This is a genomic window from Pseudomonas sp. LTGT-11-2Z, from assembly GCF_003691445.1.
In the GTDB taxonomy this organism is placed as follows: domain Bacteria; phylum Pseudomonadota; class Gammaproteobacteria; order Pseudomonadales; family Pseudomonadaceae; genus Aquipseudomonas; species Aquipseudomonas monteilii.
On record NZ_CP033104.1, the window covers coordinates 5,625,266 to 5,651,629 of the forward strand.

Below are 26,364 nucleotides of genomic sequence, written 5' to 3' on the forward strand. Positions count from 1 at the left end.
AAACACTACGTTCGGTGATTACGACGATCAGGCGGTCGCCTTGTCGTCTTTCTTAAGACTTGCAGGCGGCCAGTTGTCGAGGCGCATGCCGAGAGACAGACCACGAGAGGCCAGGACGTCCTTGATTTCAGTCAGGGACTTCTTGCCCAGGTTAGGAGTCTTCAACAGCTCTACTTCGGTACGCTGAATCAGGTCGCCGATGTAGTAGATGTTCTCCGCCTTGAGGCAGTTGGCCGAACGTACAGTCAGTTCCAGGTCGTCAACCGGACGCAGCAGGATCGGATCGATCTCGTCTTCCTGCTCGACTACGACAGGCTCGCTGTCACCTTTGAGGTCGACGAACGCGGCCAACTGCTGTTGCAGGATGGTCGCAGCGCGGCGGATTGCCTCTTCAGGGTCCAGGGTGCCGTTGGTTTCCAGATCAATGACCAGTTTGTCCAGGTTGGTACGCTGCTCAACACGGGCGTTCTCGACCACATAGGCGATACGACGCACCGGGCTGAACGAAGCGTCCAACTGCAGACGGCCAATGCTACGGCTTTCGTCTTCGTCGGTTTGACGGGAGTCAGCCGGCTCGTAACCACGACCACGAGCTACAGTGAGCTTCATGTTCAGGGCGCCGTTCGACGCCAGGTTCGCGATTACGTGATCGGGGTTGACGATCTCGACATCGTGATCCAGCTGAATATCGGCAGCGGTAACCACCCCCGAACCCTTTTTCGACAAGGTCAGCGTAACTTCGTCACGACCGTGCAGTTTGATAGCCAGGCCTTTCAGGTTCAACAGGATTTCAATGACGTCTTCCTGAACACCTTCGATCGCGGAGTACTCGTGGAGTACGCCATCGATCTCGGCCTCGACTACTGCACAGCCAGGCATGGAGGACAACAGGATGCGGCGCAGCGCGTTGCCCAGGGTGTGGCCGAAACCACGCTCGAGAGGCTCGAGCGTAATCTTGGCGCGGGTCGGACTGACTACCTGCACATCAATGTGGCGGGGAGTCAGGAACTCATTTACCGAAATCTGCATGGATGCACCTATTTTCTAGCCCTTACTTGGAGTAGAGCTCGACAATCAGGTTCTCGTTGATGTCGGCAGACAGGTCGCTGCGAGCAGGAACGTTCTTGAAAACGCCCGACTTTTTAGCAGCATCCACGTCAACCCACTCAACGCGGCCACGCTGGGCGCACAGTTCAAGGGCTTGAACAATGCGCAGCTGGCTCAGCGATTTCTCGCGAACCGCGACCACGTCACCCGGACGAACTTGGTAGGATGGAATGTTTACAGTCTTACCGTTGACGCTGATCGCTTTGTGCGAAACCAGCTGACGCGACTCGGAACGAGTCGAGCCGAAGCCCATACGGTAGACGACGTTATCCAGACGGCACTCGAGCAGTTGCAGCAGGTTCTCACCGGTTGCGCCTTTTTTCGAGGCAGCAGCTTGGTAGTAACCGCGGAACTGACGCTCCAGAACACCGTAGATACGACGGACTTTTTGTTTCTCACGCAGCTGGGTGCCGTAGTCAGACTGACGGCCACGGCGCTGGCCGTGGATACCTGGGGCTGCTTCGATGTTGCACTTCGATTCCAGAGCGCGAACGCCGCTCTTCAGGAACAGGTCAGTGCCTTCACGACGAGACAGTTTGCATTTTGGACCAATGTAACGTGCCATTCTTCTGTCTCCTGATTACACGCGACGCTTCTTCGGCGGACGGCACCCGTTGTGCGGGATTGGCGTCACGTCGGTGATGCTGGCGATCTTGTAGCCGCAGCTGTTCAATGCACGAACGGCGGACTCACGACCTGGACCTGGACCCTTGACGTTAACGTCGAGGTTCTTCAGACCGTATTCCAGCGCAGCTTGACCAGCACGCTCAGCAGCGATCTGAGCTGCGAACGGGGTGGATTTGCGCGAACCACGGAAACCCGAACCACCGGAGGTCGCCCAGGACAAAGCATTGCCCTGACGGTCGGTGATGGTCACGATGGTGTTGTTGAAAGAGGCATGGATGTGGGCGATGCCATCAACCACTGTCTTTTTGACTTTCTTACGAGGACGAGCAGCAGGTTTTGCCATGTCTATATTCCTGGGCGATTACTTGCGGATCGGCTTACGCGGGCCCTTACGGGTGCGTGCGTTGGTCTTGGTGCGCTGACCGCGAACCGGCAGACCTTTACGATGACGCAGGCCGCGGTAGCAACCCAGGTCCATCAAGCGCTTGATCTTCATGTTGATGTCACGACGCAGGTCACCTTCGGTGGTGAACTTCGCGACTTCGCCACGCAGGGTTTCGATTTGCTCGTCGCTCAGATCCTTGATCTTAGCGGCTGGATTTACACCAGCGTCTGCACAGATCTTCTGTGCAGTTGTGCGACCGACACCATAGATGTAGGTCAGCGAGATAACAGTATGCTTGTTATCTGGAATGTTGACGCCTGCAATACGGGCCATTCAGTGGGACTCCAATTGACAGCTACCTACGCCCCGGAAGCCAAGAAATAGGGCGCGAGATAATATCGCTGTAGAAACGAATAATCAACCCAGCAGCACACTAGCTGCTGGGTTTGAAGCGCAGATCACACTCAGCCTTGGCGCTGTTTGTGACGCGGTTCCGCGCTGCAGATCACTCGTACGACGCCTTCGCGACGGATGATCTTGCAGTTACGGCACAGCTTTTTCACCGATGCACGAACTTTCATTACCGACTCCTCGAACCTTAGGGGCGTATCAGCGCAGCAGACCGCTGCCACCGTAGCCTTTCAGGTTGGCTTTCTTCATCAGGGATTCGTACTGGTGCGAAACGAGGTGCGATTGTACTTGGGACATGAAGTCCATCACAACCACTACCACAATCAGCAACGAGGTCCCGCCAAGGTAGAACGGCACATTTGCTGCCACCACCAGGAACTGGGGCAGAAGGCAGACGGCCATCATGTAAAGAGCACCGAACATGGTCAGACGAGTCAGAACGCCATCAATGTAGCGTGCCGACTGCTCACCAGGACGGATACCCGGAATAAAGGCACCGGACTTCTTCAGGTTTTCCGCTACGTCTTTCGGGTTGAACATCAACGCTGTGTAGAAGAAGCAGAAGAAAATGATCCCTGCACTAAACAGCAGAATGTTCAACGGCTGACCAGGAGCGATCGACTGCGAGATGTCCTGCAGCCAGCCCATACCTTCGGACTGACCGAACCAGGCACCCAGCGAAGCCGGGAACAGCAAAATGCTGCTCGCGAAAATGGCCGGGATAACCCCCGCCATGTTCACTTTCAACGGCAAGTGGCTGGTCTGCGCAGCAAAGACCTTGCGGCCCTGCTGACGCTTGGCGTAGTGAACAGCGATACGACGCTGACCACGCTCAATGAACACCACGAAACCGATAATCGCTACTGCCAGCAAACCGATAGCGACCAGGGCGAAAATGTTGATATCGCCTGTGCGTGCAGACTCGAAAGACTGCCCGATTGCTCTCGGAAGACCGGCAACGATACCTGCGAAGATCAACATCGAGATACCGTTGCCCACACCGCGCTCGGTGATCTGCTCGCCCAGCCACATCATGAACATCGCGCCCGCCACGAAGGTGGAGACGGCAACGACATGGAAGCCCAGGCCTACAGAAAACGCCACGCCCTGGTTGGCCAGGCCAATGGACATGCCAATGGCTTGAACCAGTGCCAGGATAACGGTGCCGTAGCGGGTGTACTGGCTGATCTTGCGACGGCCAGCTTCACCTTCCTTCTTCAACTGCTCCAGTTGCGGGCTGACCGCCGTCATCAGCTGCATGATGATCGATGCCGAGATGTACGGCATGATCCCCAGTGCAAAGATGCTCATGCGCTCAAGCGCGCCACCGGAAAACATGTTGAACAAGCTAAGAATGGTCCCCTCATTCTGCCGAAACAGATCCGCCAGACGGTCCGGATTGATGCCGGGAACCGGGATATGCGCACCTATCCGATAGACGATGATCGCCATGAACAGAAAGCGCAGACGAGCCCAGAGTTCCGACATCCCGCCCTTACCGAGCGAAGAGAGAGCACCTTGCTTAGCCATTTATTCCTCGAATTTGCCGCCAGCTGCTTCGATAGCCGCACGCGCACCCTTGGTGGCTGCGATGCCCTTGATGGTGACTGCGCGAGTAACTTCGCCAGACAGCATGATTTTCACACGCTGAATGTGCTGGTTGATCACGTTGGCATCCTTCAGGGATTGCACGGAGATCACGTCGACTTCCACTTTGGCCAGCTCGGACAGACGCACTTCGGCGCGGTCCATGGCTTTCAGGGAAACGAAGCCGAACTTCGGCAGACGACGGTGCAGCGGCTGTTGACCGCCTTCGAAGCCAGGAGCGATCGAACCACCCGAACGGGAAGTCTGACCTTTGTGGCCACGGCCGCCGGTCTTACCCAGACCGCTACCGATACCACGACCTGGACGATGCTTCTCGCGACGGGAACCCGGCGCTGGACTCAGATCATTGAGTTTCATCGATTAACCCTCGACCTTCAGCATGTAGTAAGCCTTGTTGATCATCCCGCGGTTCTCGGGAGTATCCTGGACTTCTACAGTGTGACCGATGCGACGCAGACCCAGGCCTTTAACGCACAGCTTGTGGTTAGGCAGACGGCCCGAGACGCTCTTGATCAGCGTTACTTTTACGGTTGCCATGATCAGAAGATCTCCTCGACGCTCTTGCCGCGCTTGGCAGCAATGGATTCAGGAGATTGCATGGCTTTCAGACCCTTGAAAGTGGCGTAAACCACGTTCACTGGGTTGGTCGAACCGTAGCACTTGGCCAGAACGTTCTGAACACCAGCAACTTCCAGGACAGCACGCATTGCGCCACCGGCAATGATACCGGTACCTTCCGAGGCAGGCTGCATGTAAACCTTCGAGGCGCCGTGGGCAGCCTTGGTGGCGTACTGCAGGGTGGTGCCCTTCAGGTCAACCTGGATCATGTTGCGGCGAGCAGCTTCCATGGCTTTCTGGATCGCGGCTGGTACTTCGCGCGATTTGCCACGGCCGAAGCCAACACGACCTTTACCATCACCTACCACGGTCAGCGCGGTGAAGGTGAAGATACGGCCGCCTTTTACGGTTTTGGCAACGCGGTTAACTTGAACCAGCTTCTCGATGTAGCCTTCGTCGCGCTTTTGATCGTTATTTGCCATAACTTAGAACTCCAGCCCGCCTTCACGAGCAGCATCAGCCAGCGCTTTGACGCGGCCATGGTACTTGAAGCCGGAACGGTCAAAGGCAACTTGAGATACACCGGCGGCTTTCGCACGCTCAGCTACCAGCTTGCCAACCTTAGTGGCCGCGTCGATGTTGCCAGTGGCGCCATCACGCAGTTCTTTGTCCAAGGTCGAGGCGCTTGCCAGAACCTTGCTGCCGTCGGCCGAAATGACCTGGGCGTAGATGTGCTGCGAGGAGCGGAACACGCACAGGCGCACGACTTCGAGTTCGTGCATCTTGAGACGTGCTTTGCGAGCGCGACGCAGTCGGATAACTTTTTTGTCGGTCATTTGCTAGGCCCTACTTCTTCTTGGCTTCTTTACGACGGACTACTTCGTCCGCGTAACGCACACCCTTGCCTTTGTAAGGCTCTGGCGGACGGAAGTCGCGGATTTCAGCGGCCACCTGACCCACCAGCTGCTTGTCGATACCCTTGATCAGGATGTCGGTCTGGCTTGGGGTTTCAGCGGTGATACCGGCTGGCAGTTCGTAGTCCACTGGGTGCGAGAAGCCCAGAGCCAGGTTCAGAACGGTGCCTTTAGCCTGTGCCTTGTAACCAACACCGACCAGCTGGAGCTTACGCTCGAAGCCTTGGCTTACGCCTTGGACCATGTTGTTCACCAGAGCGCGGGTGGTACCGGCCATGGCGCGAGCTTGCTGGTCACCGTTGCGAGCGACGAAACGCAGCTCGCCAGACTCTTCGGTAACTTCAACAGACGAGTGAACGTTCAGTTCGAGAGTGCCTTTGGCACCCTTCACCGAAAGCTGCTGGCCGGCGAATTTGACTTCGACGCCTGCTGGCAGCTTAACGGGGTTCTTAGCGACGCGAGACATGCCTATCTCCCCTTAGAACACTGTGCACAGAACTTCGCCGCCGACACCGGCAGCGCGCGCAGCGCGATCAGTCATCACACCTTTGTTGGTGGAGACGATAGACACGCCCAGGCCGCCACGTACTTTCGGCAGTTCTGCGACGGACTTGTACTGGCGCAGGCCAGGACGGCTGGAACGCTTCAGTTCCTCGATGACCGGACGGCCTTCGAAGTACTTCAGCTCGATCGACAGGGAAGGCTTGGCCTCACCAGTAACCTGGTAGCCAGCGATGTAACCTTCGTCTTTCAGAACTTTGGCAACCGCGACCTTCAGGGTGGAGGAAGGCATGCTTACGACGGACTTTTCAGCCATCTGGGCATTACGGATGCGAGTTAGCATGTCCGCTAACGGGTCCTGCATACTCATGGGCTAGATGCTCCTGATACAAGAATTATTAGCCTTGCGGCTATCACAACCACCCAAGCAGGCAGGGTAAAAAACCCAGGCTCAGGTGAGCCGGTCATTCTAGACACAAGGCAGAAACGAAACAAGCCCCATATAGGGGCTTGTTTGTTGGCAAGGTCACCGGCGGTCGGAAGATTGCTCCCCTTGCGCCAGGATCCAGCCTGCAGCGATTACCAGGAGGCCTTGACCAGACCTGGTACGTCACCGCGCATTGCAGCTTGACGCAGCATGTTACGGCCCAGGCCGAACTTACGGTATACACCGTGAGGACGACCGGTCAGGCGGCAACGGTTGCGCAGGCGCGAGGCGCTAGCATCACGTGGCTGCTTCTGCAGAGCGACAACGGCAGCGAAACGCTCTTCTGGAGAGGCGTTAACGTTGACGATGGTCGCTTTCAGCTCAGCACGCTTCTTAGCGAACTTGGCTACCGTGAGCTGACGCTTCAGCTCGCGGTTTTTCATGCTCTTCTTGGCCATTTTCCTACTCCAATCAGTTGCGGAACGGGAACTTGAAAGCACGCAGCAGAGCGCGGCCTTCGTCGTCCGAACGAGCAGTGGTGGTCAGGGTGATGTCCAAACCGCGCAGAGCATCGATCTTGTCGTAGTCGATTTCCGGGAAGATGATCTGCTCTTTCACGCCCATGCTGTAGTTGCCACGACCATCAAAGGACTTGGCATTCAGGCCGCGGAAGTCGCGAACCCGAGGCAGGGAGATCGCCAGCAGGCGGTCCAGGAATTCGTACATCTTGTCGCTACGCAGAGTCACCTTGACACCGATCGGCCAGCCTTCGCGGACTTTGAAGCCAGCGATGGATTTGCGAGCGAAAGTCACAACCGGCTTTTGACCGGTGATCTTTTCCAGGTCGGCAACAGCGTGCTCGATGACTTTCTTGTCGCCGATCGCTTCGCCCAGACCCATGTTCAGGGTGATTTTGGTAACGCGCGGAACTTCCATCACGTTCGACAGCTTAAGTTCTTCCTTAAGCTTAGGAGCGATTTCGTTCCGGTAAATCTCTTTCAGTCGTGCCATGGTCTTCTACCTAGCAGTGTTCAAGCATCAACCGCTTTTTGGGTCGACTTGAAGACACGAATTTTTTTACCGTCTTCTACTTTGAAACCAACGCGGTCAGCCTTGTTGGTTTCGCCGTTGAAGATGGCAACGTTGGAAGCGTGCAGAGGCGCTTCTTTCTCGACGATACCGCCCTGTACGCCCGCCATCGGGTTAGGCTTGGTATGACGCTTGACCAGGTTCACACCACCAACGACCAGACGGTCGTCAGCCAGAACCTTCAGCACCTTACCGCGCTTACCTTTGTCTTTGCCGGCGATCACGATGATCTCGTCGTCACGACGAATCTTTTGCATGTCGGATCTCCTTACAGCACTTCAGGGGCGAGCGAGACGATCTTCATGAACTTCTCAGTACGAAGTTCACGGGTCACTGGCCCGAAGATGCGAGTGCCGATCGGCTCTTGCTTGTTGTTCAGCAGAACAGCAGCGTTGCCGTCGAAACGAATGATGGAACCGTCAGCGCGACGAACACCGTGACGGGTGCGCACGACAACAGCAGTCATCACTTGGCCTTTTTTGACCTTACCGCGTGGAATTGCTTCCTTGACGGTAACCTTGATGATGTCACCGATGCCGGCGTAACGACGGTGCGAACCGCCGAGCACCTTGATGCACATGACGCGACGAGCGCCGCTGTTATCGGCCACATCGAGCATGGATTGAGTCTGAATCATAAAATTTCTCCGACCCCTAGCCCTTAGACTTCAACAGCGCGTTCGAGGACTTCAACCAGTGCCCAGGACTTGGTCTTGGCCAGCGGACGGGTTTCACGGATGGAAACCTTGTCGCCGATCTTGCACTGGTTGGCTTCGTCGTGCGCGTGCAGCTTAGTCGAACGCTTAACGTATTTACCGTAGATCGGGTGCTTTACGCGACGCTCGATCAGAACGGTGATGGTCTTGTCCATTTTGTCGCTGACGACACGGCCAGTCAGCGTACGGACGGTTTTTTCAGCTTCAGCCATGATCACTTACCTGCCTGCTGGTTGAGCACAGTTTTCACGCGAGCGATGTCACGCTTAACTTGCGAGAGCAGGTGCGACTGCCCCAACTGGCCAGTTGCTTTCTGCATACGCAGATTGAACTGGTCGCGCAGCAAGCCGAGCAGTTGCTCGTTCAGTTGCTGTGCCGATTTTTCACGAAGTTCATTCGCTTTCATCACATCACCGTCCGCTTAACAAAGGAGGTGGCGAGAGGCAGCTTTGCAGCAGCCAGGGCGAATGCTTCGCGCGCCAGCTCTTCAGAAACACCCTCGATCTCGTACAGGACTTTACCTGGCTGGATCTGGGCAACCCAGTATTCCACGGAACCCTTACCTTTACCCATACGAACCTCAAGAGGTTTCTTGGAGATCGGCTTGTCCGGGAACACACGGATCCAGATCTTACCGCCACGTTTAACGTGACGGGTCAGCGCACGACGTGCGGACTCGATCTGGCGAGCGGTGAGGCGACCGCGAGCAACAGCTTTCAGGGCGAACTCGCCGAAGCTGACTTTGCTACCGCGCAGTGCCAGACCACGGTTGTGGCCAGTCATCTGCTTGCGGAATTTTGTACGCTTTGGTTGCAACATTTGGCGTACCCCTTACTTAGCAGCTTTTTTACGAGGCGCTGGTGCTTGTGGTTTCAGTTCTTCTTGGCGACCACCAATAACTTCGCCTTTGAAGATCCAAACCTTCACACCGATCACACCGTAAGTGGTGTGAGCTTCGTAGGTGTTGTAGTCGATATCGGCACGCAGGGTGTGCAGCGGCACACGACCTTCGCGATACCACTCGGTACGAGCAATCTCAGCACCGCCGAGACGACCGCTCACCTGGATCTTGATGCCCTTGGCACCAATACGCATGGCGTTCTGTACGGCGCGCTTCATGGCGCGACGGAACATTACGCGGCGTTCCAGCTGCTGAGCTACGCTCTGCGCAACCAGCATAGCGTCGAGTTCCGGCTTGCGGATCTCTTCGATGTTGATGTGCACAGGCACACCCATCTGCTTGGTCAGGTCCTGACGCAGCTTCTCGACATCTTCACCTTTCTTCCCGATAACGATACCTGGACGAGCGGTGTGGATGGTGATGCGTGCAGTTTGAGCCGGACGATGAATATCGATACGGCTTACGGACGCGCTTTTTAGTTTGTCTTGGAGGTACTCACGCGTTTTCAGATCCTTCAACAGGTAATCTGCGTAAGTAGCACCGTCTGCGTACCAGACGGAGGTGTGCTCCTTGACGATTCCCAGGCGAATGCCAGTGGGATGTACTTTCTGACCCATCTGATCGACTCCGTTACTTGTCCGCAACCTTGACAGTGATATGGCAAGACCGCTTGACGATGCGATCAGCACGGCCTTTGGCACGTGGCATGATGCGCTTCAGCGAACGCCCTTCGTTGACGAAGACGGTGGAGACCTTCAGGTCATCAACGTCTGCGCCTTCGTTGTGTTCGGCGTTGGCTACGGCCGACTCGAGGACTTTCTTCATGATTTCAGCGGCTTTTTTGCTGCTGAAGGCCAACAGGTTGAGCGCTTCGCCCACCTTCTTCCCGCGGATCTGGTCGGCGACCAAGCGGGCTTTCTGGGCGGAGATTCGAGCGCCCGACAACTTAGCGGCTACTTCCATTTCCTTACCCCTTAACGCTTGGCTTTCTTGTCAGCCACGTGCCCGCGATAGGTGCGGGTACCGGCGAACTCGCCCAGTTTGTGGCCGACCATGTCTTCGTTCACCAGAACTGGGACATGTTGACGACCGTTGTGTACCGCGATGGTCAGACCGACCATTTGTGGCAGGATCATCGAACGGCGCGACCAGGTTTTAACTGGCTTGCGATCGTTCTTCTCCACCGCCACTTCGACCTTCTTCAGCAGGTGAAGATCGATAAAAGGACCTTTTTTCAGAGAACGTGGCACTGTCGTATCCCTCTAGTTACTTGCGACGACGGACGATCATGTTGTCGGTACGCTTATTACCACGGGTTTTAGCACCCTTGGTTGGGAAGCCCCATGGCGATACCGGATGACGACCACCGGAGGTACGACCTTCACCACCACCGTGTGGGTGGTCAACCGGGTTCATGGCAACACCACGAACGGTTGGGCGAACGCCGCGCCAGCGTTTGGCACCAGCTTTACCCAGCGAACGCAGGCTGTGCTCGGAGTTCGAGACTTCGCCCAGGGTCGCACGGCACTCAGCCAGGACTTTACGCATTTCACCAGAGCGCAGACGCAGGGTCACGTAGACACCTTCGCGAGCGATCAGCTGAGCCGAAGCACCAGCGGAACGAGCGATCTGAGCACCTTTACCCGGCTTCAGTTCGATGCCGTGAATGGTGGAACCTACTGGAATGTTGCGCAGCTGCAGGGAGTTACCGGCCTTGATTGGGGCCAGGGCACCTGCGATCAGCTGGTCGCCAGCGCTCACGCCTTTAGGGGCGATGATGTAGCGACGCTCACCGTCTGCGTAGCACAGCAGGGCGATGTGAGCAGTACGGTTCGGGTCGTATTCGATACGCTCGACAGTGGCTGGGATGCCATCTTTGTCGTTGCGACGGAAGTCGACCAGACGGTAATGCTGCTTATGACCACCACCAACGTGACGAGTGGTAATGCGGCCATTGTTGTTACGACCACCAGACTTCGATTTTTTCTCGATCAGCGGTGCGTGAGGAGCGCCTTTGTGCAGCTCCTTGTTGACCACCTTGACCACGAAACGGCGGCCAGGGGAAGTCGGTTTGCATTTAACGATTGCCATGATGCACCCCTTCCTTACTCAGCACTGCTGCTGAAATCGAGATCTTGGCCTGGCTGAAGGGAGACGATCGCCTTCTTCCAGTCATTACGCTTGCCCAGACCACGTGCGGTACGCTTGGTTTTACCCAGAACGTTAACAGTCGACACGTTTTCAACTTTTACGTTGAACAGGCCTTCGACAGCTTTCTTGATTTCCAGCTTGGTTGCGTCAGTAGCAACCTTGAATACGAACTGGCCTTTTTTCTCAGCCAGAACGGTAGCCTTCTCGGAAACGTGCGGGCCAAGGAGGACTTTGAATACGCGTTCCTGGTTCATCCCAGCAGCTCCTCGAATTTCTTCACGGCCGAGACAGTGATCAACACTTTCTCGTATGCGATCAGACTGACCGGGTCGGAACCTTGAACGTCACGTACGTCGACGTGCGGCAGGTTGCGAGCAGCCAGGTACAGGTTCTGATCAACAGCGTCGGAAACGATCAATACATCGCTCAGACCCATGCCGTTCAGCTTGTTCAGCAGATCTTTGGTTTTCGGTGCTTCGACAGCGAAGTCCTGAACCACGACCAGACGGTCGCTACGCACCAGCTCAGCGAGGATGGAGCGCAGGGCAGCGCGGTACATCTTCTTGTTGAGCTTCTGCGAGTGATCTTGAGGGCGAGCTGCGAAGGTTACACCACCGCCACGCCAGATCGGACCACGAGTGGTACCAGCACGAGCACGGCCAGTACCCTTCTGACGCCATGGGCGCTTACCGCCACCAGCCACGTCGGAACGGGTCTTTTGCTGCTTGGTGCCCTGACGGCCGCCGGCCATGTAGGCCACGACTGCTTGGTGTACCAGCGTCTCGTTGAATTCGCCACCGAAAGTCAGTTCGGAAACTTCGATCGCCTGAGCGTCATTTACATTGAGTTGCATGTCAGTTTCCCCTTAACCGCGAGCCTTGACAGCTGGACGTACAACCACGTCGCCGCCAGTAGCGCCAGGAACGGCACCCTTGACCAGCAGCAGGTTGCGTTCAGCGTCTACGCGAACTACTTCCAGGGACTGAACAGTCACGCGCTCGGCGCCCATGTGACCGGACATTTTCTTGCCCTTGAACACACGACCAGGAGTCTGGCACTGGCCGATGGAACCAGGAACACGGTGCGACACGGAGTTACCGTGGGTGTTGTCCTGACCACGGAAGTTCCAGCGCTTGATGGTACCGGCGAAGCCTTTACCTTTGGACTGACCAGTAACGTCTACCAGCTGGCCTGCAGTGAAGAGTTCAGCTTTGATCAGATCGCCAGCCTGGAAATCGCCTTCTTCAAGACGGAACTCCCAGACACCGCGACCAGCGGCAACGTTAGCCTTGGCGAAGTGACCTGCCTGAGCGGCAGTCACACGCGAAGCACGACGCTCGCCGACAGTGACTTGCACTGCACGGTAGCCATCGGTTTCTTCAGTTTTGAACTGGGTGACACGATTCGGCTCGATCTCAATGACCGTGACCGGAATGGAGACACCTTCTTCGGTGAAAATGCGGGTCATACCGCACTTGCGACCGATTACACCAATAGTCATGTTGTAAACCTCATGAGTGTACGGGGCTTTCACCCGCTATGGCCGCCCATTTCAGAGCGTTACACGACTAGACCGAAGTCTTAGCCGAGGCTGATCTGTACTTCCACACCTGCCGCCAGATCAAGCTTCATCAGCGCGTCAACGGTTTTATCCGTTGGCTGGACGATGTCCAGAACACGCTTATGAGTGCGAATCTCGTACTGGTCACGCGCGTCTTTGTTGACGTGCGGGGAGACCAGAACGGTGAAACGCTCTTTGCGGGTAGGCAGTGGAATTGGACCACGCACTTGTGCACCAGTACGTTTCGCGGTTTCCACGATTTCCTGGGTGGATTGGTCGATCAGGCGATGGTCGAAAGCCTTCAACCTGATACGGATTTGCTGATTTTGCATTGGATTTCAGACTCCAGGCTGTTCCCAACGGACGCACTACGCCCGCTAAAAGGAGGCGTGATTCTATAGACGCCCCAATTTAGTGTCAACCCAATAAAAAAAACCCCCGCTGAGCGGGGGTTTTTTCAATCGGTCGAGTGATTACTCGATGATTTTGGCCACGACGCCGGCGCCGACGGTACGACCGCCTTCACGGATAGCGAAGCGCAGACCGTCTTCCATTGCGATGGTCTTGATCAGGGTAACAGTCATCTGAATGTTGTCACCTGGCATTACCATTTCAACGCCTTCCGGCAGTTCGCAGTTACCGGTCACGTCAGTGGTACGGAAGTAGAACTGAGGACGGTAGCCTTTGAAGAACGGAGTGTGACGACCGCCTTCTTCCTTCGACAGAACGTAAACTTCTGCGGTGAACTTGGTGTGCGGCTTGACCGAACCTGGCTTGACCAGAACCTGACCACGCTCAACGTCGTCACGCTTGGTGCCACGCAGCAGAACGCCGCAGTTCTCGCCAGCACGGCCTTCGTCCAGCAGCTTGCGGAACATCTCAACACCGGTGCAGGTGGTGGTGGTGGTGTCACGCAGACCAACGATTTCCAGTGGGTCTTGAACGCGAACGATACCACGCTCGATACGACCGGTAACAACGGTACCACGACCCGAGATCGAGAATACGTCTTCGATCGGCATCAGGAACGGCTGATCAACGGCACGAACTGGCTCAGGGATGTAGGCATCCAGAGTTTCTACCAGCTTCTTGACAGCGGTAGTACCCATTTCGTTGTCGTCTTTGCCTTCCAGGGCCATACGAGCGGAACCGATGATGATCGGAGTGTCGTCGCCTGGGAAGTCGTAGGTGGACAGCAGGTCGCGAACTTCCATCTCGACCAGTTCCAGCAGCTCAGCGTCGTCTACCAGGTCAGCCTTGTTCAGGAAGACCACGATGTACGGAACGCCTACCTGGCGGGACAGCAGGATGTGCTCACGGGTTTGTGGCATCGGACCATCGGCGGCCGAGCAAACCAGGATCGCGCCGTCCATCTGGGCAGCACCGGTGATCATGTTCTTCACGTAGTCAGCGTGACCTGGGCAGTCAACGTGAGCGTAGTGACGAATGTTCGAGTTGTACTCGACGTGAGCGGTGTTGATGGTGATACCGCGCGCTTTTTCTTCCGGAGCCGAGTCGATCTTGTCGAACTCAACGACTGCCGAACCGAAAACTTCGGAGCAGACGCGAGTCAGAGCTGCGGTCAGAGTGGTCTTACCGTGGTCAACGTGGCCGATAGTGCCGACGTTAACGTGGGGAAGGGAACGATCAAATTTTTCTTTAGCCACGACAGTGAACCTCTTGCCTAAAGGGGATTAGCCTTGTTTTTTAACGAGTGCTTCGACGATGTTCGACGGAGCTTCGGCGTATTTGGAGAATTCCATGGAGTAGCTTGCGCGACCCTGAGACATGGAACGAACGTCGGTTGCGTAACCGAACATTTCTCCGAGCGGCACCTCAGCAGTGATTACCTTGCCGGACACCGAGTCTTCATTACCCTGGATCATCCCGCGACGACGGCTCAGGTCACCCATCACGTCACCCAGGTAGTCTTCCGGGGTTACAACTTCGACCTTCATGATCGGTTCGAGAACCACGCCACCACCCTTCTGGGCCAGTTGCTTGGTTGCCATCGAAGCAGCGATTTTGAACGCCATTTCGTTGGAGTCGACGTCGTGGTACGAACCGTCGAATACCGTAGCCTTCAGGCCGAGCAGCGGATAGCCGGCGACAACGCCGTTTTTCATCTGCTCTTCGATACCCTTCTGGATCGGGGCGATGAATTCCTTAGGAATCACACCACCAACGACTTCGTTGGTGAACACCAGACCTTCGGTGATGTTGCCCTTGTCGTCCACGTCCGGCTCCGAGAAACGGATCCAGCAGTGACCGAACTGACCACGACCACCCGACTGACGAACGAACTTGCCTTCGATCTCGACGTTGGACTTGGTGATCTTCTCGCGGTACGAAACCTGCGGCTTGCCGACGTTGCACTCGACGTTGAACTCGCGCTTCATGCGGTCAACGAGGATGTCCAGGTGCAGCTCACCCATACCGGAGATGATGGTCTGGCCGGTTTCTTCGTCGGTCTTGACGCGGAACGACGGGTCTTCCTGGGCCAGCTTGCCCAGTGCGATACCCATCTTCTCCTGGTCAGCCTTGGTCTTCGGCTCTACGGAGAGCGAAATCACAGGCTCTGGGAAGTCCATACGCTCAAGGATGATCGGCTTTTCGGCGTTGCACAGGGTGTCACCAGTGGTGACGTCCTTCATGCCGATCAGAGCAGCGATGTCGCCTGCACGTACTTCCTTGATTTCTTCACGCTGGTTGGCGTGCATCTGCACCATACGACCAACGCGCTCTTTCTTGCCCTTGACCGAGTTGATGACGGAGTCACCAGAGGTCAGGAAGCCGGAGTAAACGCGAACGAAGGTCAGAGTGCCCACGAACGGGTCGGTGGCAATCTTGAACGCCAAGGCCGAGAACGGCTCGTTGTCGTCAGCAGGACGCTCGTCGTACTGCTCTGGCTTGACTTCGTCCTTCGGCACGTCGATCAGGTCAGGGTGGATACCCTTGATCGCCGGGATTTCGGTCGGAGCAGGCAGGAAGTCGATAACGGCGTCGAGAACCAGGGGAACGCCCTTGTTCTTGAACGAGGAACCGCAGACAGCAGGAACGATCTCGCTCGCCAGAGTACGGGCGCGCAGACCTGCCTTGATGTCTTCGACGGACAGGTCACCTTCTTCAAGGTACTTGTTCATCAGCTCTTCGTTGGCCTCGGCAGCAGCTTCGACCATGTTGCTGCGCCATTCGTTGGCCAGGTCCACCAGCTCAGCAGGAATCTCTTCCTCGCGGTAGGTGGTGCCTTTGTCGTCATCGTTCCAGTAGATGGCCTTCATCTTGATCAGGTCAACCTGACCCTGGAAGTCATCTTCTGCACCGATAGCCAGCTGGACCGGAACCGGGGTGTGACCCAGACGATTCTTGATCTGACCGACAACGCGCAGGAAGTTGGCACCAGCACGGTCCATCTTGTTCACGTAAACAACACGTGGAACGCCGTACTTGTTGGCCTGACGCCATACGGTTTCGGACTGAGGCTCAACGCCGGAGGTACCGCAGAACACAACGACCGCGCCGTCGAGTACACGCAGCGAACGCTCTACTTCAATGGTGAAGTCAACGTGGCCGGGGGTATCGATGACGTTTACGCGGTAGTTGTCGTACTGACCACGGGAACCTTTCCAGAAGGTGGTAACGGCAGCGGAGGTAATGGTGATACCGCGCTCCTGCTCCTGCACCATCCAGTCGGTGGTCGCGGCGCCGTCATGCACCTCGCCCATCTTGTGGCTCAGACCTGTGTAGAACAGGATCCGCTCGGTAGTGGTGGTCTTGCCCGCGTCAACGTGGGCACATATACCAATGTTACGGTAGCGGTTAATTGCTGTAGTACGAGCCATAAAGCCCTCGCAAAATGATTGATGCTTGAATTAGAAGCGGTAGTGCGAGAACGCTTTGTTGGCTTCAGCCATACGGTGAACGTCTTCACGCTTCTTGACTGCAGCACCCTTGCCTTCGGCAGCATCCAGCAGTTCGCCGGCCAGGCGCAGAGCCATCGACTTCTCGCCGCGCTTGCGGGCGTAGTCTACGAGCCAGCGCATTGCCAGAGCGTTACGACGGGATGGACGAACTTCAACCGGAACCTGGTAAGTGGCACCGCCGACACGACGGGACTTAACTTCGACCAGCGGAGCGATGGCGTCGAGAGCTTTCTCGAAGATTTCCAGGGGGTCGCTGTTCTTGCGTGCTTTGACGGTATCCAGGGCACCGTAAACGATGCGCTCGGCTACGGCCTTCTTGCCGCTTTCCATCACGTGGTTCATGAACTTGGCGAGGATCTGGGATCCGTACTTCGGATCGTCAAGGATCTCACGTTTTGCTGCTACACGACGTCTTGGCATGATAAGCCCTCAAACGGTCTTCAGGTTAGCCCGGGACGTGGGTCTTCGACCCCTGCCCGACCTTACTCTTATCGACTCAAAAAAATGGATGTCTGCAAACGGCCGATTACTTCGGACGCTTGGTACCGTATTTCGAACGACCCTGGTTACGGCCTTTAACGCCCGAAGTATCCAGAGAGCCGCGAACGGTGTGGTAACGAACACCTGGCAAGTCTTTTACACGGCCGCCACGGATCAGGACGACGCTGTGCTCTTGCAGGTTGTGGCCTTCACCACCGATGTACGAGGAAACCTCGAAACCGTTGGTCAGACGCACACGGCATACTTTACGCAGTGCCGAGTTAGGTTTTTTCGGCGTGGTGGTGTACACACGGGTGCACACGCCACGACGCTGCGGGCAGTTCTGCAGCGCAGGAACGTCGGACTTCTCGACCGAACGCTTACGCGGCTGACGTACCAGCTGGTTGATAGTTGCCATCTACTAGCTCCACTGATTGTCTTGCGACTCTATTGTCTTGCAAGAAAGCCAAAAATTGGCGAGACGGAGCCTCACCAAATTTAAGGGTACAAAAGTCTAAAGAGGATCTTGCACCCAGTCAAGACGAGGCCCCGGCCCTCCCCGCCCGATCATCGGCAACATTTCATGTCACCGACGGTCGTTCGAGGCTTGCCGGGGCCCTGCCCTGTACTTAGTTACCGCTGGAGTTCAGCGCTTCGGTCAGTGCGGCTTCCACCTCACTGGCGCTCACACGCAGCGGCTTGTCGGCATCACGGCGACGCTTGCGCTCGCTGTGGTACGCCAGACCAGTACCAGCCGGGATCAGACGACCCACGACCACGTTCTCTTTCAGGCCGCGCAGGTAGTCGCGCTTGCCGGTTACCGCCGCTTCGGTCAGTACGCGGGTGGTTTCCTGGAAGGAAGCCGCGGAGATGAACGACTCGGTCGACAGCGACGCCTTGGTGATACCCAGCAGCACGCGGGTGAACTTGGAGATGAACTTGTCCTCGCCGGCGAGACGCTCGTTCTCTACCAGTACCTGGGTCAGTTCCATCTGGTCGCCCTTGATGAAGCTGGAATCGCCCGACTCGGAGATCTCGACCTTGCGCAGCATCTGACGCAGGATGGTCTCGATGTGCTTGTCGTTGATCTTCACGCCTTGCAGACGGTAAACGTCCTGGATTTCGTTGACGATGTACTTCGCCAGCGCGCTCACACCCAACAGACGCAGGATGTCGTGCGGATCGCTCGGGCCGTCGGAAATAACTTCACCACGGTTTACCTGTTCACCTTCGAAGACGTTCAGGTGGCGCCACTTCGGAATCAGCTCTTCGTACGGATCGCTACCGTCGGTCGGAGTGATGACCAGGCGACGCTTGCCCTTGGTCTCTTTACCAAATGCGATGGTGCCGCTGACTTCAGCCAGAATCGAGGCTTCTTTCGGGCGACGCGCTTCGAACAGGTCGGCAACGCGTGGCAGACCACCGGTGATGTCACGGGTCTTCGACGTTTCTTGCGGGATACGCGCGATAACGTCACCAACGCCAATCTGGGCACCGTCAGCCACACCAACGAGGGCGTTGGCCGGCAGGAAGTACTGGGCAGGTACGTCGGTACCTGGCAGGTACAGGTCCTTGCCAGCAGCATCGACCATCTTGATCGCCGGACGGATTTCCTTGCCTGCGGCAGGGCGATCCTTGACGTCCAGTACTTCAATGTTGGTCAAACCGGTCAGTTCGTCGGTCTGACGCTTGATGGTGATGTTTTCTTCCATGCCCACGAAGGTCACGGTACCTTTCAGCTCGGTAACGATCGGGTGGGTGTGCGGGTCCCACTTGGCGACGATGGCGCCAGCTTCGACCTTCTCACCTTCCTTGACCGAAATCACCGCACCGTAAGGCAGCTTGTAGCGCTCACGCTCACGGCCGAACTCGTCGGCAATGGCCAGCTCGCCCGAACGCGATACGGCAACCAGGTTACCGTCGGCACGCTCAACCTGCTTCAGGTTGTGCAGACGCACCATACCGCCGTTCTTCACCTGGACGCTGTCGGCAGCCGAAGTACGGCTTGCAGCACCACCGATGTGGAACGTACGCATGGTCAGCTGGGTACCCGGCTCACCGATCGACTGAGCAGCGATAACGCCGACAGCTTCACCGATGTTCACCTGGTGACCGCGAGCCAGGTCGCGACCGTAGCACTTGGCGCAGATGCCATAGCGAGTTTCGCAGTTGATCGGCGAACGCACGATCACTTCGTCGATGCTGTTCAGCTCGATGAACTCGACCCACTGCTCGTCAACCAGGGTACCGGCCGGAACGATAACGTCCTCGGTGCCTGGCTTGAACACGTCACGCGCGATGACACGACCCAGTACACGCTCACCCAGCGGCTCTACAACGTCGCCGCCTTCGATGTGCGGAGTCATCAGCAGGCCTTGGTCGGTGCCGCAGTCGATCTCGGTAACGACCAGATCCTGGGCAACGTCTACCAGACGGCGAGTCAGGTAACCGGAGTTCGCAGTCTTCAAGGCGGTATCCGCCAGACCTTTACGAGCACCGTGAGTCGAAATGAAGTACTGAAGTACGCTCAGACCTTCACGGAAGTTCGCGGTGATCGGCGTCTCGATGATGGAGCCGTCCGGCTTGGCCATCAGACCACGCATACCGGCCAGCTGACGGATCTGGGCTGCGGAACCCCGCGCACCCGAGTCAGCCATCATGTACATCGAGTTGAAGGACTCTTGCTCGACTTCTTTGCCTTCGCGGTCGATGACCTTCTCTTTCGAGAGGTTGGCCATCATCGCCTTGGACACTTCGTCGTTCGCCTTCGACCACAAGTCGATGACCTTGTTGTACTTCTCGCCCTGGGTTACCAGGCCGGAGGCGTACTGGCTCTCGATTTCCTTCACTTCGTCGGTAGCGTTACCGATGATGCGGGCTTTCTCGTCCGGGATAACGAAGTCGTTAACACCGATGGAAACGCCGGAAATGGTTGAGTAAGCGAAACCGGTGTACATCAGTTGGTCAGCGAAGATAACGGTCTCTTTCAGACCAACCACGCGATAGCACTGGTTGATCAGCTTGGAGATCGCCTTTTTCTTCATCGGCTGGTTGACCACGTCGTACGGCAGACCTGCCGGTACAACCTGGAACAGCAGCGCACGGCCGACGGTGGTGTCGACGATGCGGGTGTTCTTGACCACCGAACCATCACGCTCTTTCACGGTTTCGTTGATACGAACCTTGATTTTCGCATGCAGGGCAGCTTCGCCGGCGCGGAATACGCGGTCGACTTCCTGCAGGTCGGCAAACACGCGACCTTCGCCCTTGGCGTTGATGGCTTCACGGGTCATGTAGTACAGACCCAGTACAACGTCCTGCGACGGAACGATGATTGGCTCACCGTTGGCTGGCGACAGGATGTTGTTGGTCGACATCATCAGCGCGCGCGCTTCGAGCTGGGCTTCCAGCGTCAGCGGCACGTGAACGGCCATCTGGTCACCGTCGAAGTCGGCGTTGTACGCGGCACAGACCAGCGGGTGCAGCTGAATAGCCTTACCTTCGATCAGAACCGGTTCAAAGGCCTGGATACCCAGACGGTGCAGGGTCGGTGCACGGTTGAGCAGTACGGGGTGTTCGCGAATCACTTCAGCGAGAACGTCCCACACCTCTGGCAGCTCGCGCTCGACCATCTTCTTGGCGGCCTTGATGGTGGTCGCCAGACCACGCATTTCCAGCTTGCCGAAAATGAACGGCTTGAACAGCTCGAGAGCCATCTTCTTCGGCAGACCGCACTGGTGCAGACGCAGGGTCGGGCCTACGGTAATTACCGAACGGCCGGAGTAGTCCACACGCTTACCGAGCAAGTTCTGACGGAAGCGACCTTGCTTACCTTTGATCATGTCGGCCAGGGACTTCAGCGGACGCTTGTTCGAGCCAGTGATGGCGCGACCGCGACGGCCGTTGTCCAGCAGGGCGTCGACCGCTTCCTGCAGCATGCGCTTTTCGTTGCGCACGATGATGTCCGGCGCCGACAGATCCAGCAGGCGCTTCAGACGGTTGTTACGGTTGATTACCCGACGATACAGGTCGTTCAGGTCGGAGGTCGCGAAACGGCCACCATCCAGCGGAACCAGCGGACGCAGGTCCGGCGGCAGCACTGGCAGGACGGTCAGGACCATCCACTCAGGCAGGTTGCCCGAGCCCTGGAAAGCCTCCATCAGCTTCAGGCGCTTGGACAGCTTCTTGATCTTGGTTTCCGAGTTGGTCTGCGGAATCTCTTCGCGCAGGCGACCGATCTCGTGCTCCAGGTCGATAGCGTGCAGCAGCTCGCGGACAGCCTCGGCCCCCATGCGGGCGTCGAAGTCGTCACCGAACTCTTCCAGCGCCTCGAAGTACTGCTCGTCGTTCAGCAGCTGGCCCTTTTCCAGGGTGGTCATGCCCGGGTCGATAACGACATAGCTCTCGAAGTAGAGCACGCGCTCGATGTCACGCAGGGTCATGTCCATCAGCAGGCCGATACGGGACGGCAGCGACTTCAGGAACCAGATGTGGGCTACCGGCGAGGCCAGTTCGATGTGCGCCATGCGCTCACGACGAACCTTGGCCAGGGCAACTTCAACGCCGCACTTCTCGCAGATTACGCCGCGGTGCTTGAGGCGCTTGTACTTGCCGCACAGGCACTCGTAGTCCTTGACTGGGCCAAAGATCTTGGCGCAGAACAGGCCGTCACGCTCAGGCTTGAACGTACGGTAGTTGATGGTTTCCGGCTTCTTAACTTCACCGAACGACCACGAACGGATCATTTCAGGCGACGCCAGACCGATGCGGATGGCGTCGAACTCTTCGACTTGACCCTGGTTTTTCAGCAAATTCAGTAGGTCTTTCAAGGCCTTTCCTCCTGGCGGAGCAGGGAGCGGGCATTACCTGCCCCACTCCCCTTCGCGTCACGTGTTATTCGGTTTCCAGATCGATATCGATACCGAGCGAACGGATCTCTTTGATCAACACGTTGAAGGACTCGGGCATGCCCGGCTCCATACGGTGATCGCCATCCACGATGTTTTTGTACATCTTGGTACGGCCGTTCACGTCGTCCGACTTCACTGTGAGCATTTCTTGCAGGGTGTATGCCGCGCCGTATGCTTCCAGCGCCCACACTTCCATCTCCCCGAAACGCTGACCACCGAACTGCGCCTTACCACCCAGCGGCTGCTGGGTAACCAGGCTGTAGGAACCAGTGGAACGCGCGTGCATCTTGTCGTCCACCAAGTGGTTCAGCTTGAGCATGTACATGTAACCAACGGTCACAGGACGCTCGAACTTGTTGCCGGTACGGCCATCGAACAGCACCATCTGGCCGCTTTCTGGCAGGTCAGCCAGTTTCAGCATGGCCTTGATCTCGCGCTCTTTGGCACCATCGAAGACCGGGGTCGCCATCGGCACGCCTTTCTTCAGGTTGTGGGCCAGAGCCAGGATCTCTGCGTCGGTGAACTCTTCGAGGTTTTCCTGACGACCGCCGATCTCGTTGTAGACCTCGGTCAGGAACACGCGCAGTTCAGCGGCTTTGCGCTGCTCTTCGAGCATGCGGTCGATCTTCTCGCCCAGGCCCTTGGCCGCCAGGCCCAGGTGGGTTTCAAGGATCTGACCAACGTTCATACGCGAAGGTACGCCCAGCGGGTTCAGTACGACGTCGACCGGAGTACCGTTGGCATCGTGCGGCATGTCTTCGACCGGCATGATGACCGAGACAACACCCTTGTTACCGTGACGACCGGCCATCTTGTCACCCGGCTGGATGCGACGGCGGATTGCCAGGTAGACCTTGACGATCTTCAGTACGCCCGGTGCCAGGTCATCGCCCTGCTGCAGCTTGCGCTTCTTGTCTTCGAACTTGTCGTCCAGCAGACGGCGACGGTCGACGATGTACTGCTGAGCCTTTTCCAGCTGCTCGTTCAGTGCATCTTCAGCCATGCGCAGTTTGAACCACTGGCCGTGCTCCAGGCCGTCCAGGACTTCGTCAGTGATCACGGTGCCTTTCTTCAGGCCCGCGCCACCGTCGACCACCTGGCCGTTCAGGGCAGAACGCAGACGTTCGAAGGTTGCGCCTTCGACGATGCGGAACTCTTCGTTGAGGTCCTTGCGGATCTCGTCCAGCTGCATCTTCTCGATGGCCAGGGCGCGGCTGTCGCGCTCTACGCCATCACGGGTGAAGACCTGTACGTCGATGACGGTACCCTTGGTGCCGGTTGGCACGCGCAGGGAGGTGTCTTTAACGTCGCTGGCCTTCTCACCGAAGATTGCACGCAGCAGTTTTTCTTCCGGAGTCAGCTGGGTTTCGCCTTTTGGCGTGACCTTGCCAACCAGGATGTCACCAGCGCCAACTTCAGCACCCACGTAGACGATACCGGCTTCGTCCAGTTTGTTCAGTGCAGCTTCACCCACGTTCGGGATGTCCGCAGTGATTTCCTCTGGGCCAAGCTTGGTGTCACGCGCCACACAGGTCAGTTCCTGGATGTGGATGGTGGTGAAGCGGTCTTCCTGAACCACACGCTCGGACAGGCAGATGGAGTCTTCGAAGTTGAAGCCGTTCCACGCCATGAACGCGATGCGCATGTTCTGACCCAGTGCCAGCTCACCCATGTCGGTGGACGGGCCGTCGGCCATGATGTCACCACGCTGAACCTTGTCGCCTTTGCTCACCAGCGGACGCTGGTTGATGCAGGTGTTCTGGTTCGAACGGGTGTACTTGGTCAGGTTGTAGATATCCACACCTGCTTCGCCGGTTTCCACTTCGTCGTCGGCAACGCGAACAACGATACGGCTGGCATCGACCGAGTCGATCACACCACCACGGCGAGCAACCACGCAGACACCGGAGTCACGGGCAACGTTGCGCTCCATGCCAGTACCTACCAGCGGCTTGTCGGCACGCAGGGTTGGTACAGCCTGACGCTGCATGTTCGAACCCATCAATGCACGGTTGGCGTCGTCGTGCTCGAGGAACGGAATCAGCGAGGCAGCAACGGAAACAACCTGCTTCGGCGAAACGTCCATCAGGGTGACGTCTTCCGGCGCCTTGACGGTGAATTCGTTCAGGTGACGAACCGCTACCAGCTCATCGATCAGTTGCTTCTTCTCGTTCATCGCGGCCGAAGCCTGGGCGATGACGTGATCGGCTTCTTCGATGGCCGACAGGAACACGATGTCGTCGCTGACAACGCCTTCCTTCACAACGCGGTACGGGCTTTCCAGGAAGCCGTACTGGTTGGTACGGGCATAGGCTGCCAGGGAGTTGATCAGACCGATGTTCGGACCTTCAGGGGTCTCGATCGGGCACACACGGCCGTAGTGGGTCGGGTGTACGTCTCGGACTTCGAAGCCGGCACGCTCACGGGTCAGACCGCCAGGGCCGAGTGCAGAGACGCGGCGCTTGTGGGTGATCTCGGAGAGCGGGTTGTTCTGGTCCATGAACTGGGACAGCTGACTGGAACCGAAGAACTCTTTCACCGCCGCCGCAACCGGCTTGGCGTTGATCAGGTCTTGCGGCATCAGGCCTTCGCTTTCCGCCATCGACAGGCGTTCCTTGACCGCGCGCTCTACACGCACCAGGCCAACGCGGAACTGGTTCTCGGCCATTTCACCAACGCAACGTACGCGACGGTTACCGAGGTGGTCGATGTCGTCGACGATGCCTTTGCCGTTACGGATATCGACCAGGGTCTTCAGAACCTCGACGATGTCTTCCTTGCTCAGCACGCCCGAACCTTCGATCTCGGTACGACCGATACGACGGTTGAACTTCATGCGGCCAACGGCAGACAGGTCGTAACGCTCGGCGCTGAAGAACAGGTTGTTGAACAGGGTCTCGGCTGCATCCTTGGTTGGCGGCTCGCCTGGACGCATCATGCGGTAGATCTCGACCAGAGCTTCCAGCTGGTTGCTGGTGGTGTCGATCTTCAGGGTGTCGGAGATGAACGGACCGCAATCGATGTCGTTGGTGTACAGGGTCTCGATACGGACAACCTGTGCCTTGGCGACCTTGATCAGCAGTTCGGTGGTCATCTCGGTGTTGCATTCGGCCAGGATCTCGCCGGTAGCCGGATGCACGATGGCCTTGGCGGTAGTGCGGCCCAGGACGTATTCCATTGGAACGTCCAGCTGCTTGACGCCGGCTTTCTCGAGCTGGTTGATGTGGCGCGCAGTAATACGGCGGCCTTGCTCGACGATGACTTTGCCGGTTTCGTCATGGATATCCATGACTGCAACTTCACCACGCAGACGCTGAGGCACCAGTTCCAGGCTGAGCTTTTCGCCGGAAATGTGGAACACGTTGGTGGTGTAGAAGGTGTTCAGCACTTCTTCAGTGCTGTAGCCCAGGGCACGCAGCAGCACCGAAGCCGGCAGTTTGCGGCGACGGTCGATACGCACGAACACGCAGTCCTTCGGGTCGAACTCGAAGTCCAGCCAGGAGCCGCGGTAAGGGATGATGCGAGCGGAGTACAGCAGCTTGCCGGAGCTGTGGGTCTTGCCACGGTCGTGGTCGAAGAACACACCAGGCGAACGGTGCAGCTGGGAAACGATCACACGCTCGGTACCGTTGATAACGAAGGTACCGTTCTCAGTCATCAGGGGGATTTCACCCATGTAGACTTCTTGCTCTTTGATGTCCTTGATCGCTTTGTTCGACGATTCCTTGTCGAAGATGATCAGGCGCACCTTGACCCGCAGTGGGACCGCGAAGGTCACGCCACGCAGGACACATTCCTTCACATCGAAGGCCGGTTCGCCCAGGCGATAGCCTACGTACTCCAGGGCAGCATTGCCGGAGTAGCTGATGATCGGGAATACCGATTTGAAGGCCGCGTGCAGGCCGACGTCGCGGAACTGATCCTTGGATGCTCCCGCTTGCAGGAATTCGCGATACGAATCCAGCTGGATGGCCAGGAGGTAAGGCACATCCATGACGTCCGGCAACTTGCTAAAGTCCTTGCGGATACGTTTTTTCTCAGTGTATGAGTAAGCCATCAGCGTTCCCCAGCTTGGTCACCTGCTTGTTTGGCTTCT

Annotated in this window: 33 protein-coding genes; all 33 read right to left on the minus strand. The window is 57.3% G+C overall.

Annotation, left to right across the window (positions count from 1 at the left end):
- Positions 1-27: 27 nt before the first annotated feature.
- Entirely contained in the window at positions 28-1,029 is a 1,002-nt protein-coding gene (rpoA, locus tag D8767_RS26560; protein WP_003255452.1) for a DNA-directed RNA polymerase subunit alpha, read from the minus strand.
- Positions 1,030-1,051: 22 nt separating this feature from the next.
- On the minus strand, positions 1,052-1,672 hold the full coding sequence (gene rpsD, locus D8767_RS26565; protein ID WP_009681977.1) for a 30S ribosomal protein S4: 621 nt from the start codon (positions 1,670-1,672) through the stop codon (positions 1,052-1,054).
- Between the two features lie 15 nt (positions 1,673-1,687).
- Positions 1,688-2,077 (minus strand): 30S ribosomal protein S11, encoded by a 390-nt coding sequence (gene rpsK, locus D8767_RS26570; RefSeq protein WP_003255454.1) that lies wholly within the window; start codon positions 2,075-2,077, stop codon positions 1,688-1,690.
- A gap of 18 nt (positions 2,078-2,095) precedes the next feature.
- Positions 2,096-2,452: a 30S ribosomal protein S13 gene (rpsM, locus tag D8767_RS26575; protein WP_003255457.1), complete on the minus strand. Its 357-nt coding sequence runs from the start codon at positions 2,450-2,452 to the stop codon at positions 2,096-2,098.
- A 131-nt stretch (positions 2,453-2,583) separates the two neighbouring features.
- Positions 2,584-2,700 (minus strand): 50S ribosomal protein L36, encoded by a 117-nt coding sequence (gene rpmJ, locus D8767_RS26580; RefSeq protein ID WP_002555468.1) that lies wholly within the window; start codon positions 2,698-2,700, stop codon positions 2,584-2,586.
- A gap of 28 nt (positions 2,701-2,728) precedes the next feature.
- Positions 2,729-4,060, minus strand: a complete 1,332-nt coding sequence (secY, locus tag D8767_RS26585) for a preprotein translocase subunit SecY (protein WP_003257108.1) — start codon at positions 4,058-4,060, stop codon at positions 2,729-2,731.
- Positions 4,061-4,495, minus strand: a complete 435-nt coding sequence (rplO, locus tag D8767_RS26590) for a 50S ribosomal protein L15 (protein WP_016715320.1) — start codon at positions 4,493-4,495, stop codon at positions 4,061-4,063.
- Between the two features lie 3 nt (positions 4,496-4,498).
- Positions 4,499-4,675 carry a 50S ribosomal protein L30 gene (gene rpmD, locus D8767_RS26595; RefSeq protein ID WP_003255463.1) on the minus strand — a complete coding sequence of 59 codons (177 nt, stop codon included), beginning with the start codon at positions 4,673-4,675 and terminating at the stop codon, positions 4,499-4,501.
- A 2-nt stretch (positions 4,676-4,677) separates the two neighbouring features.
- On the minus strand, positions 4,678-5,178 hold the full coding sequence (gene rpsE, locus D8767_RS26600) for a 30S ribosomal protein S5 (RefSeq protein WP_003255465.1): 501 nt from the start codon (positions 5,176-5,178) through the stop codon (positions 4,678-4,680).
- 3 nt (positions 5,179-5,181) lie between these two features.
- The gene (gene rplR, locus D8767_RS26605) at positions 5,182-5,532 is read right to left on the minus strand and encodes a 50S ribosomal protein L18 (RefSeq protein WP_009681973.1); all 351 of its coding nucleotides are present in this window, start codon (positions 5,530-5,532) and stop codon (positions 5,182-5,184) included.
- 10 nt (positions 5,533-5,542) lie between these two features.
- Complete coding sequence (rplF, locus tag D8767_RS26610; protein WP_009681972.1) at positions 5,543-6,076, minus strand: 50S ribosomal protein L6; 534 nt, start codon at positions 6,074-6,076, stop codon at positions 5,543-5,545.
- 12 nt (positions 6,077-6,088) lie between these two features.
- Entirely contained in the window at positions 6,089-6,481 is a 393-nt protein-coding gene (rpsH, locus tag D8767_RS26615) for a 30S ribosomal protein S8 (protein WP_009681971.1), read from the minus strand.
- A 209-nt stretch (positions 6,482-6,690) separates the two neighbouring features.
- The gene (gene rpsN / locus D8767_RS26620) at positions 6,691-6,996 is read right to left on the minus strand and encodes a 30S ribosomal protein S14 (protein WP_009681970.1); all 306 of its coding nucleotides are present in this window, start codon (positions 6,994-6,996) and stop codon (positions 6,691-6,693) included.
- 13 nt (positions 6,997-7,009) lie between these two features.
- The gene (gene rplE, locus D8767_RS26625) at positions 7,010-7,549 is read right to left on the minus strand and encodes a 50S ribosomal protein L5 (RefSeq protein WP_003255474.1); all 540 of its coding nucleotides are present in this window, start codon (positions 7,547-7,549) and stop codon (positions 7,010-7,012) included.
- Between the two features lie 20 nt (positions 7,550-7,569).
- On the minus strand, positions 7,570-7,884 hold the full coding sequence (rplX, locus tag D8767_RS26630; protein WP_016715319.1) for a 50S ribosomal protein L24: 315 nt from the start codon (positions 7,882-7,884) through the stop codon (positions 7,570-7,572).
- 11 nt (positions 7,885-7,895) lie between these two features.
- Positions 7,896-8,264 (minus strand): 50S ribosomal protein L14, encoded by a 369-nt coding sequence (gene rplN, locus D8767_RS26635; protein ID WP_002555479.1) that lies wholly within the window; start codon positions 8,262-8,264, stop codon positions 7,896-7,898.
- A gap of 23 nt (positions 8,265-8,287) precedes the next feature.
- Complete coding sequence (gene rpsQ, locus D8767_RS26640; RefSeq protein WP_003255478.1) at positions 8,288-8,554, minus strand: 30S ribosomal protein S17; 267 nt, start codon at positions 8,552-8,554, stop codon at positions 8,288-8,290.
- Positions 8,555-8,556: 2 nt separating this feature from the next.
- Positions 8,557-8,748, minus strand: coding sequence for a 50S ribosomal protein L29 (gene rpmC / locus D8767_RS26645; protein WP_002555481.1), 192 nt, complete (start codon positions 8,746-8,748; stop codon positions 8,557-8,559).
- Positions 8,748-9,161 carry a 50S ribosomal protein L16 gene (gene rplP, locus D8767_RS26650; protein WP_003255479.1) on the minus strand — a complete coding sequence of 138 codons (414 nt, stop codon included), beginning with the start codon at positions 9,159-9,161 and terminating at the stop codon, positions 8,748-8,750. Before rplP ends, rpmC begins: the two co-directional genes overlap by 1 nt.
- A 12-nt stretch (positions 9,162-9,173) precedes the next feature.
- Complete coding sequence (rpsC, locus tag D8767_RS26655) at positions 9,174-9,860, minus strand: 30S ribosomal protein S3 (protein ID WP_003255481.1); 687 nt, start codon at positions 9,858-9,860, stop codon at positions 9,174-9,176.
- A 13-nt stretch (positions 9,861-9,873) separates the two neighbouring features.
- Positions 9,874-10,206 (minus strand): 50S ribosomal protein L22, encoded by a 333-nt coding sequence (gene rplV, locus D8767_RS26660; protein ID WP_003103908.1) that lies wholly within the window; start codon positions 10,204-10,206, stop codon positions 9,874-9,876.
- Between the two features lie 11 nt (positions 10,207-10,217).
- Complete coding sequence (gene rpsS, locus D8767_RS26665) at positions 10,218-10,493, minus strand: 30S ribosomal protein S19 (RefSeq protein WP_003255482.1); 276 nt, start codon at positions 10,491-10,493, stop codon at positions 10,218-10,220.
- A gap of 16 nt (positions 10,494-10,509) precedes the next feature.
- Entirely contained in the window at positions 10,510-11,334 is an 825-nt protein-coding gene (gene rplB, locus D8767_RS26670) for a 50S ribosomal protein L2 (protein ID WP_003255483.1), read from the minus strand.
- A gap of 14 nt (positions 11,335-11,348) precedes the next feature.
- Positions 11,349-11,648, minus strand: a complete 300-nt coding sequence (gene rplW / locus D8767_RS26675; protein WP_003255484.1) for a 50S ribosomal protein L23 — start codon at positions 11,646-11,648, stop codon at positions 11,349-11,351.
- Positions 11,645-12,247, minus strand: a complete 603-nt coding sequence (gene rplD / locus D8767_RS26680; RefSeq protein ID WP_003255485.1) for a 50S ribosomal protein L4 — start codon at positions 12,245-12,247, stop codon at positions 11,645-11,647. Before rplD ends, rplW begins: the two co-directional genes overlap by 4 nt.
- A gap of 12 nt (positions 12,248-12,259) precedes the next feature.
- Positions 12,260-12,895: a 50S ribosomal protein L3 gene (gene rplC, locus D8767_RS26685; RefSeq protein ID WP_003257089.1), complete on the minus strand. Its 636-nt coding sequence runs from the start codon at positions 12,893-12,895 to the stop codon at positions 12,260-12,262.
- Between the two features lie 80 nt (positions 12,896-12,975).
- A complete protein-coding gene (rpsJ, locus tag D8767_RS26690; RefSeq protein WP_003186070.1) occupies positions 12,976-13,287 on the minus strand; it encodes a 30S ribosomal protein S10 in 312 nt (103 codons plus the stop codon).
- A 141-nt stretch (positions 13,288-13,428) separates the two neighbouring features.
- Positions 13,429-14,622 (minus strand): elongation factor Tu, encoded by a 1,194-nt coding sequence (tuf, locus tag D8767_RS26695; RefSeq protein WP_013970626.1) that lies wholly within the window; start codon positions 14,620-14,622, stop codon positions 13,429-13,431.
- A 27-nt stretch (positions 14,623-14,649) separates the two neighbouring features.
- Positions 14,650-16,797, minus strand: coding sequence for an elongation factor G (fusA, locus tag D8767_RS26700; RefSeq protein ID WP_016715869.1), 2,148 nt, complete (start codon positions 16,795-16,797; stop codon positions 14,650-14,652).
- Between the two features lie 30 nt (positions 16,798-16,827).
- A complete protein-coding gene (gene rpsG / locus D8767_RS26705; protein WP_003246741.1) occupies positions 16,828-17,298 on the minus strand; it encodes a 30S ribosomal protein S7 in 471 nt (156 codons plus the stop codon).
- A 106-nt stretch (positions 17,299-17,404) separates the two neighbouring features.
- Positions 17,405-17,776 carry a 30S ribosomal protein S12 gene (gene rpsL, locus D8767_RS26710; RefSeq protein ID WP_003255492.1) on the minus strand — a complete coding sequence of 124 codons (372 nt, stop codon included), beginning with the start codon at positions 17,774-17,776 and terminating at the stop codon, positions 17,405-17,407.
- Positions 17,777-17,987: 211 nt separating this feature from the next.
- Positions 17,988-22,187: a DNA-directed RNA polymerase subunit beta' gene (gene rpoC / locus D8767_RS26715; RefSeq protein WP_016715870.1), complete on the minus strand. Its 4,200-nt coding sequence runs from the start codon at positions 22,185-22,187 to the stop codon at positions 17,988-17,990.
- Positions 22,188-22,251: 64 nt separating this feature from the next.
- A complete protein-coding gene (gene rpoB / locus D8767_RS26720) occupies positions 22,252-26,325 on the minus strand; it encodes a DNA-directed RNA polymerase subunit beta (protein WP_016715871.1) in 4,074 nt (1,357 codons plus the stop codon).
- Between the last annotated feature and the right edge of the window lie 39 nt (positions 26,326-26,364).

Excerpts from the sequence above, each read along its gene's own strand:
- rpoA (WP_003255452.1), bottom strand. The coding sequence starts at position 1,029 with ATGCAGATTTCGGTAAATGAGTTCCTGACTCCCCGCCACATTGATGTG.
- rpsD (WP_009681977.1), bottom strand. The coding sequence starts at position 1,672 with ATGGCACGTTACATTGGTCCAAAATGCAAACTGTCTCGTCGTGAAGGC.
- rpsK (WP_003255454.1), bottom strand. The coding sequence starts at position 2,077 with ATGGCAAAACCTGCTGCTCGTCCTCGTAAGAAAGTCAAAAAGACAGTG.
- rpsM (WP_003255457.1), bottom strand. The coding sequence starts at position 2,452 with ATGGCCCGTATTGCAGGCGTCAACATTCCAGATAACAAGCATACTGTT.
- rpmJ (WP_002555468.1), bottom strand. The coding sequence starts at position 2,700 with ATGAAAGTTCGTGCATCGGTGAAAAAGCTGTGCCGTAACTGCAAGATC.
- secY (WP_003257108.1), bottom strand. The coding sequence starts at position 4,060 with ATGGCTAAGCAAGGTGCTCTCTCTTCGCTCGGTAAGGGCGGGATGTCG.
- rplO (WP_016715320.1), bottom strand. The coding sequence starts at position 4,495 with ATGAAACTCAATGATCTGAGTCCAGCGCCGGGTTCCCGTCGCGAGAAG.
- rpmD (WP_003255463.1), bottom strand. The coding sequence starts at position 4,675 with ATGGCAACCGTAAAAGTAACGCTGATCAAGAGCGTCTCGGGCCGTCTG.
- rpsE (WP_003255465.1), bottom strand. The coding sequence starts at position 5,178 with ATGGCAAATAACGATCAAAAGCGCGACGAAGGCTACATCGAGAAGCTG.
- rplR (WP_009681973.1), bottom strand. The coding sequence starts at position 5,532 with ATGACCGACAAAAAAGTTATCCGACTGCGTCGCGCTCGCAAAGCACGT.
- rplF (WP_009681972.1), bottom strand. The coding sequence starts at position 6,076 with ATGTCTCGCGTCGCTAAGAACCCCGTTAAGCTGCCAGCAGGCGTCGAA.
- rpsH (WP_009681971.1), bottom strand. The coding sequence starts at position 6,481 with ATGAGTATGCAGGACCCGTTAGCGGACATGCTAACTCGCATCCGTAAT.
- rpsN (WP_009681970.1), bottom strand. The coding sequence starts at position 6,996 with ATGGCCAAGAAGAGCATGAAAAACCGCGAGCTGAAGCGTCAGCTCACG.
- rplE (WP_003255474.1), bottom strand. The coding sequence starts at position 7,549 with ATGGCACGACTGAAAGAGATTTACCGGAACGAAATCGCTCCTAAGCTT.
- rplX (WP_016715319.1), bottom strand. The coding sequence starts at position 7,884 with ATGCAAAAGATTCGTCGTGACGACGAGATCATCGTGATCGCCGGCAAA.
- rplN (WP_002555479.1), bottom strand. The coding sequence starts at position 8,264 with ATGATTCAGACTCAATCCATGCTCGATGTGGCCGATAACAGCGGCGCT.
- rpsQ (WP_003255478.1), bottom strand. The coding sequence starts at position 8,554 with ATGGCTGAAGCTGAAAAAACCGTCCGTACGCTGACTGGCCGTGTCGTC.
- rpmC (WP_002555481.1), bottom strand. The coding sequence starts at position 8,748 with ATGAAAGCGAATGAACTTCGTGAAAAATCGGCACAGCAACTGAACGAG.
- rplP (WP_003255479.1), bottom strand. The coding sequence starts at position 9,161 with ATGTTGCAACCAAAGCGTACAAAATTCCGCAAGCAGATGACTGGCCAC.
- rpsC (WP_003255481.1), bottom strand. The coding sequence starts at position 9,860 with ATGGGTCAGAAAGTACATCCCACTGGCATTCGCCTGGGAATCGTCAAG.
- rplV (WP_003103908.1), bottom strand. The coding sequence starts at position 10,206 with ATGGAAGTAGCCGCTAAGTTGTCGGGCGCTCGAATCTCCGCCCAGAAA.
- rplB (WP_003255483.1), bottom strand. The coding sequence starts at position 11,334 with ATGGCAATCGTTAAATGCAAACCGACTTCCCCTGGCCGCCGTTTCGTG.
- rplW (WP_003255484.1), bottom strand. The coding sequence starts at position 11,648 with ATGAACCAGGAACGCGTATTCAAAGTCCTCCTTGGCCCGCACGTTTCC.
- rplD (WP_003255485.1), bottom strand. The coding sequence starts at position 12,247 with ATGCAACTCAATGTAAATGACGCTCAGGCGATCGAAGTTTCCGAACTG.
- rplC (WP_003257089.1), bottom strand. The coding sequence starts at position 12,895 with ATGACTATTGGTGTAATCGGTCGCAAGTGCGGTATGACCCGCATTTTC.
- rpsJ (WP_003186070.1), bottom strand. The coding sequence starts at position 13,287 with ATGCAAAATCAGCAAATCCGTATCAGGTTGAAGGCTTTCGACCATCGC.
- fusA (WP_016715869.1), bottom strand. The coding sequence starts at position 16,797 with ATGGCTCGTACTACAGCAATTAACCGCTACCGTAACATTGGTATATGT.
- rpsG (WP_003246741.1), bottom strand. The coding sequence starts at position 17,298 with ATGCCAAGACGTCGTGTAGCAGCAAAACGTGAGATCCTTGACGATCCG.
- rpsL (WP_003255492.1), bottom strand. The coding sequence starts at position 17,776 with ATGGCAACTATCAACCAGCTGGTACGTCAGCCGCGTAAGCGTTCGGTC.
- rpoB (WP_016715871.1), bottom strand. The coding sequence starts at position 26,325 with ATGGCTTACTCATACACTGAGAAAAAACGTATCCGCAAGGACTTTAGC.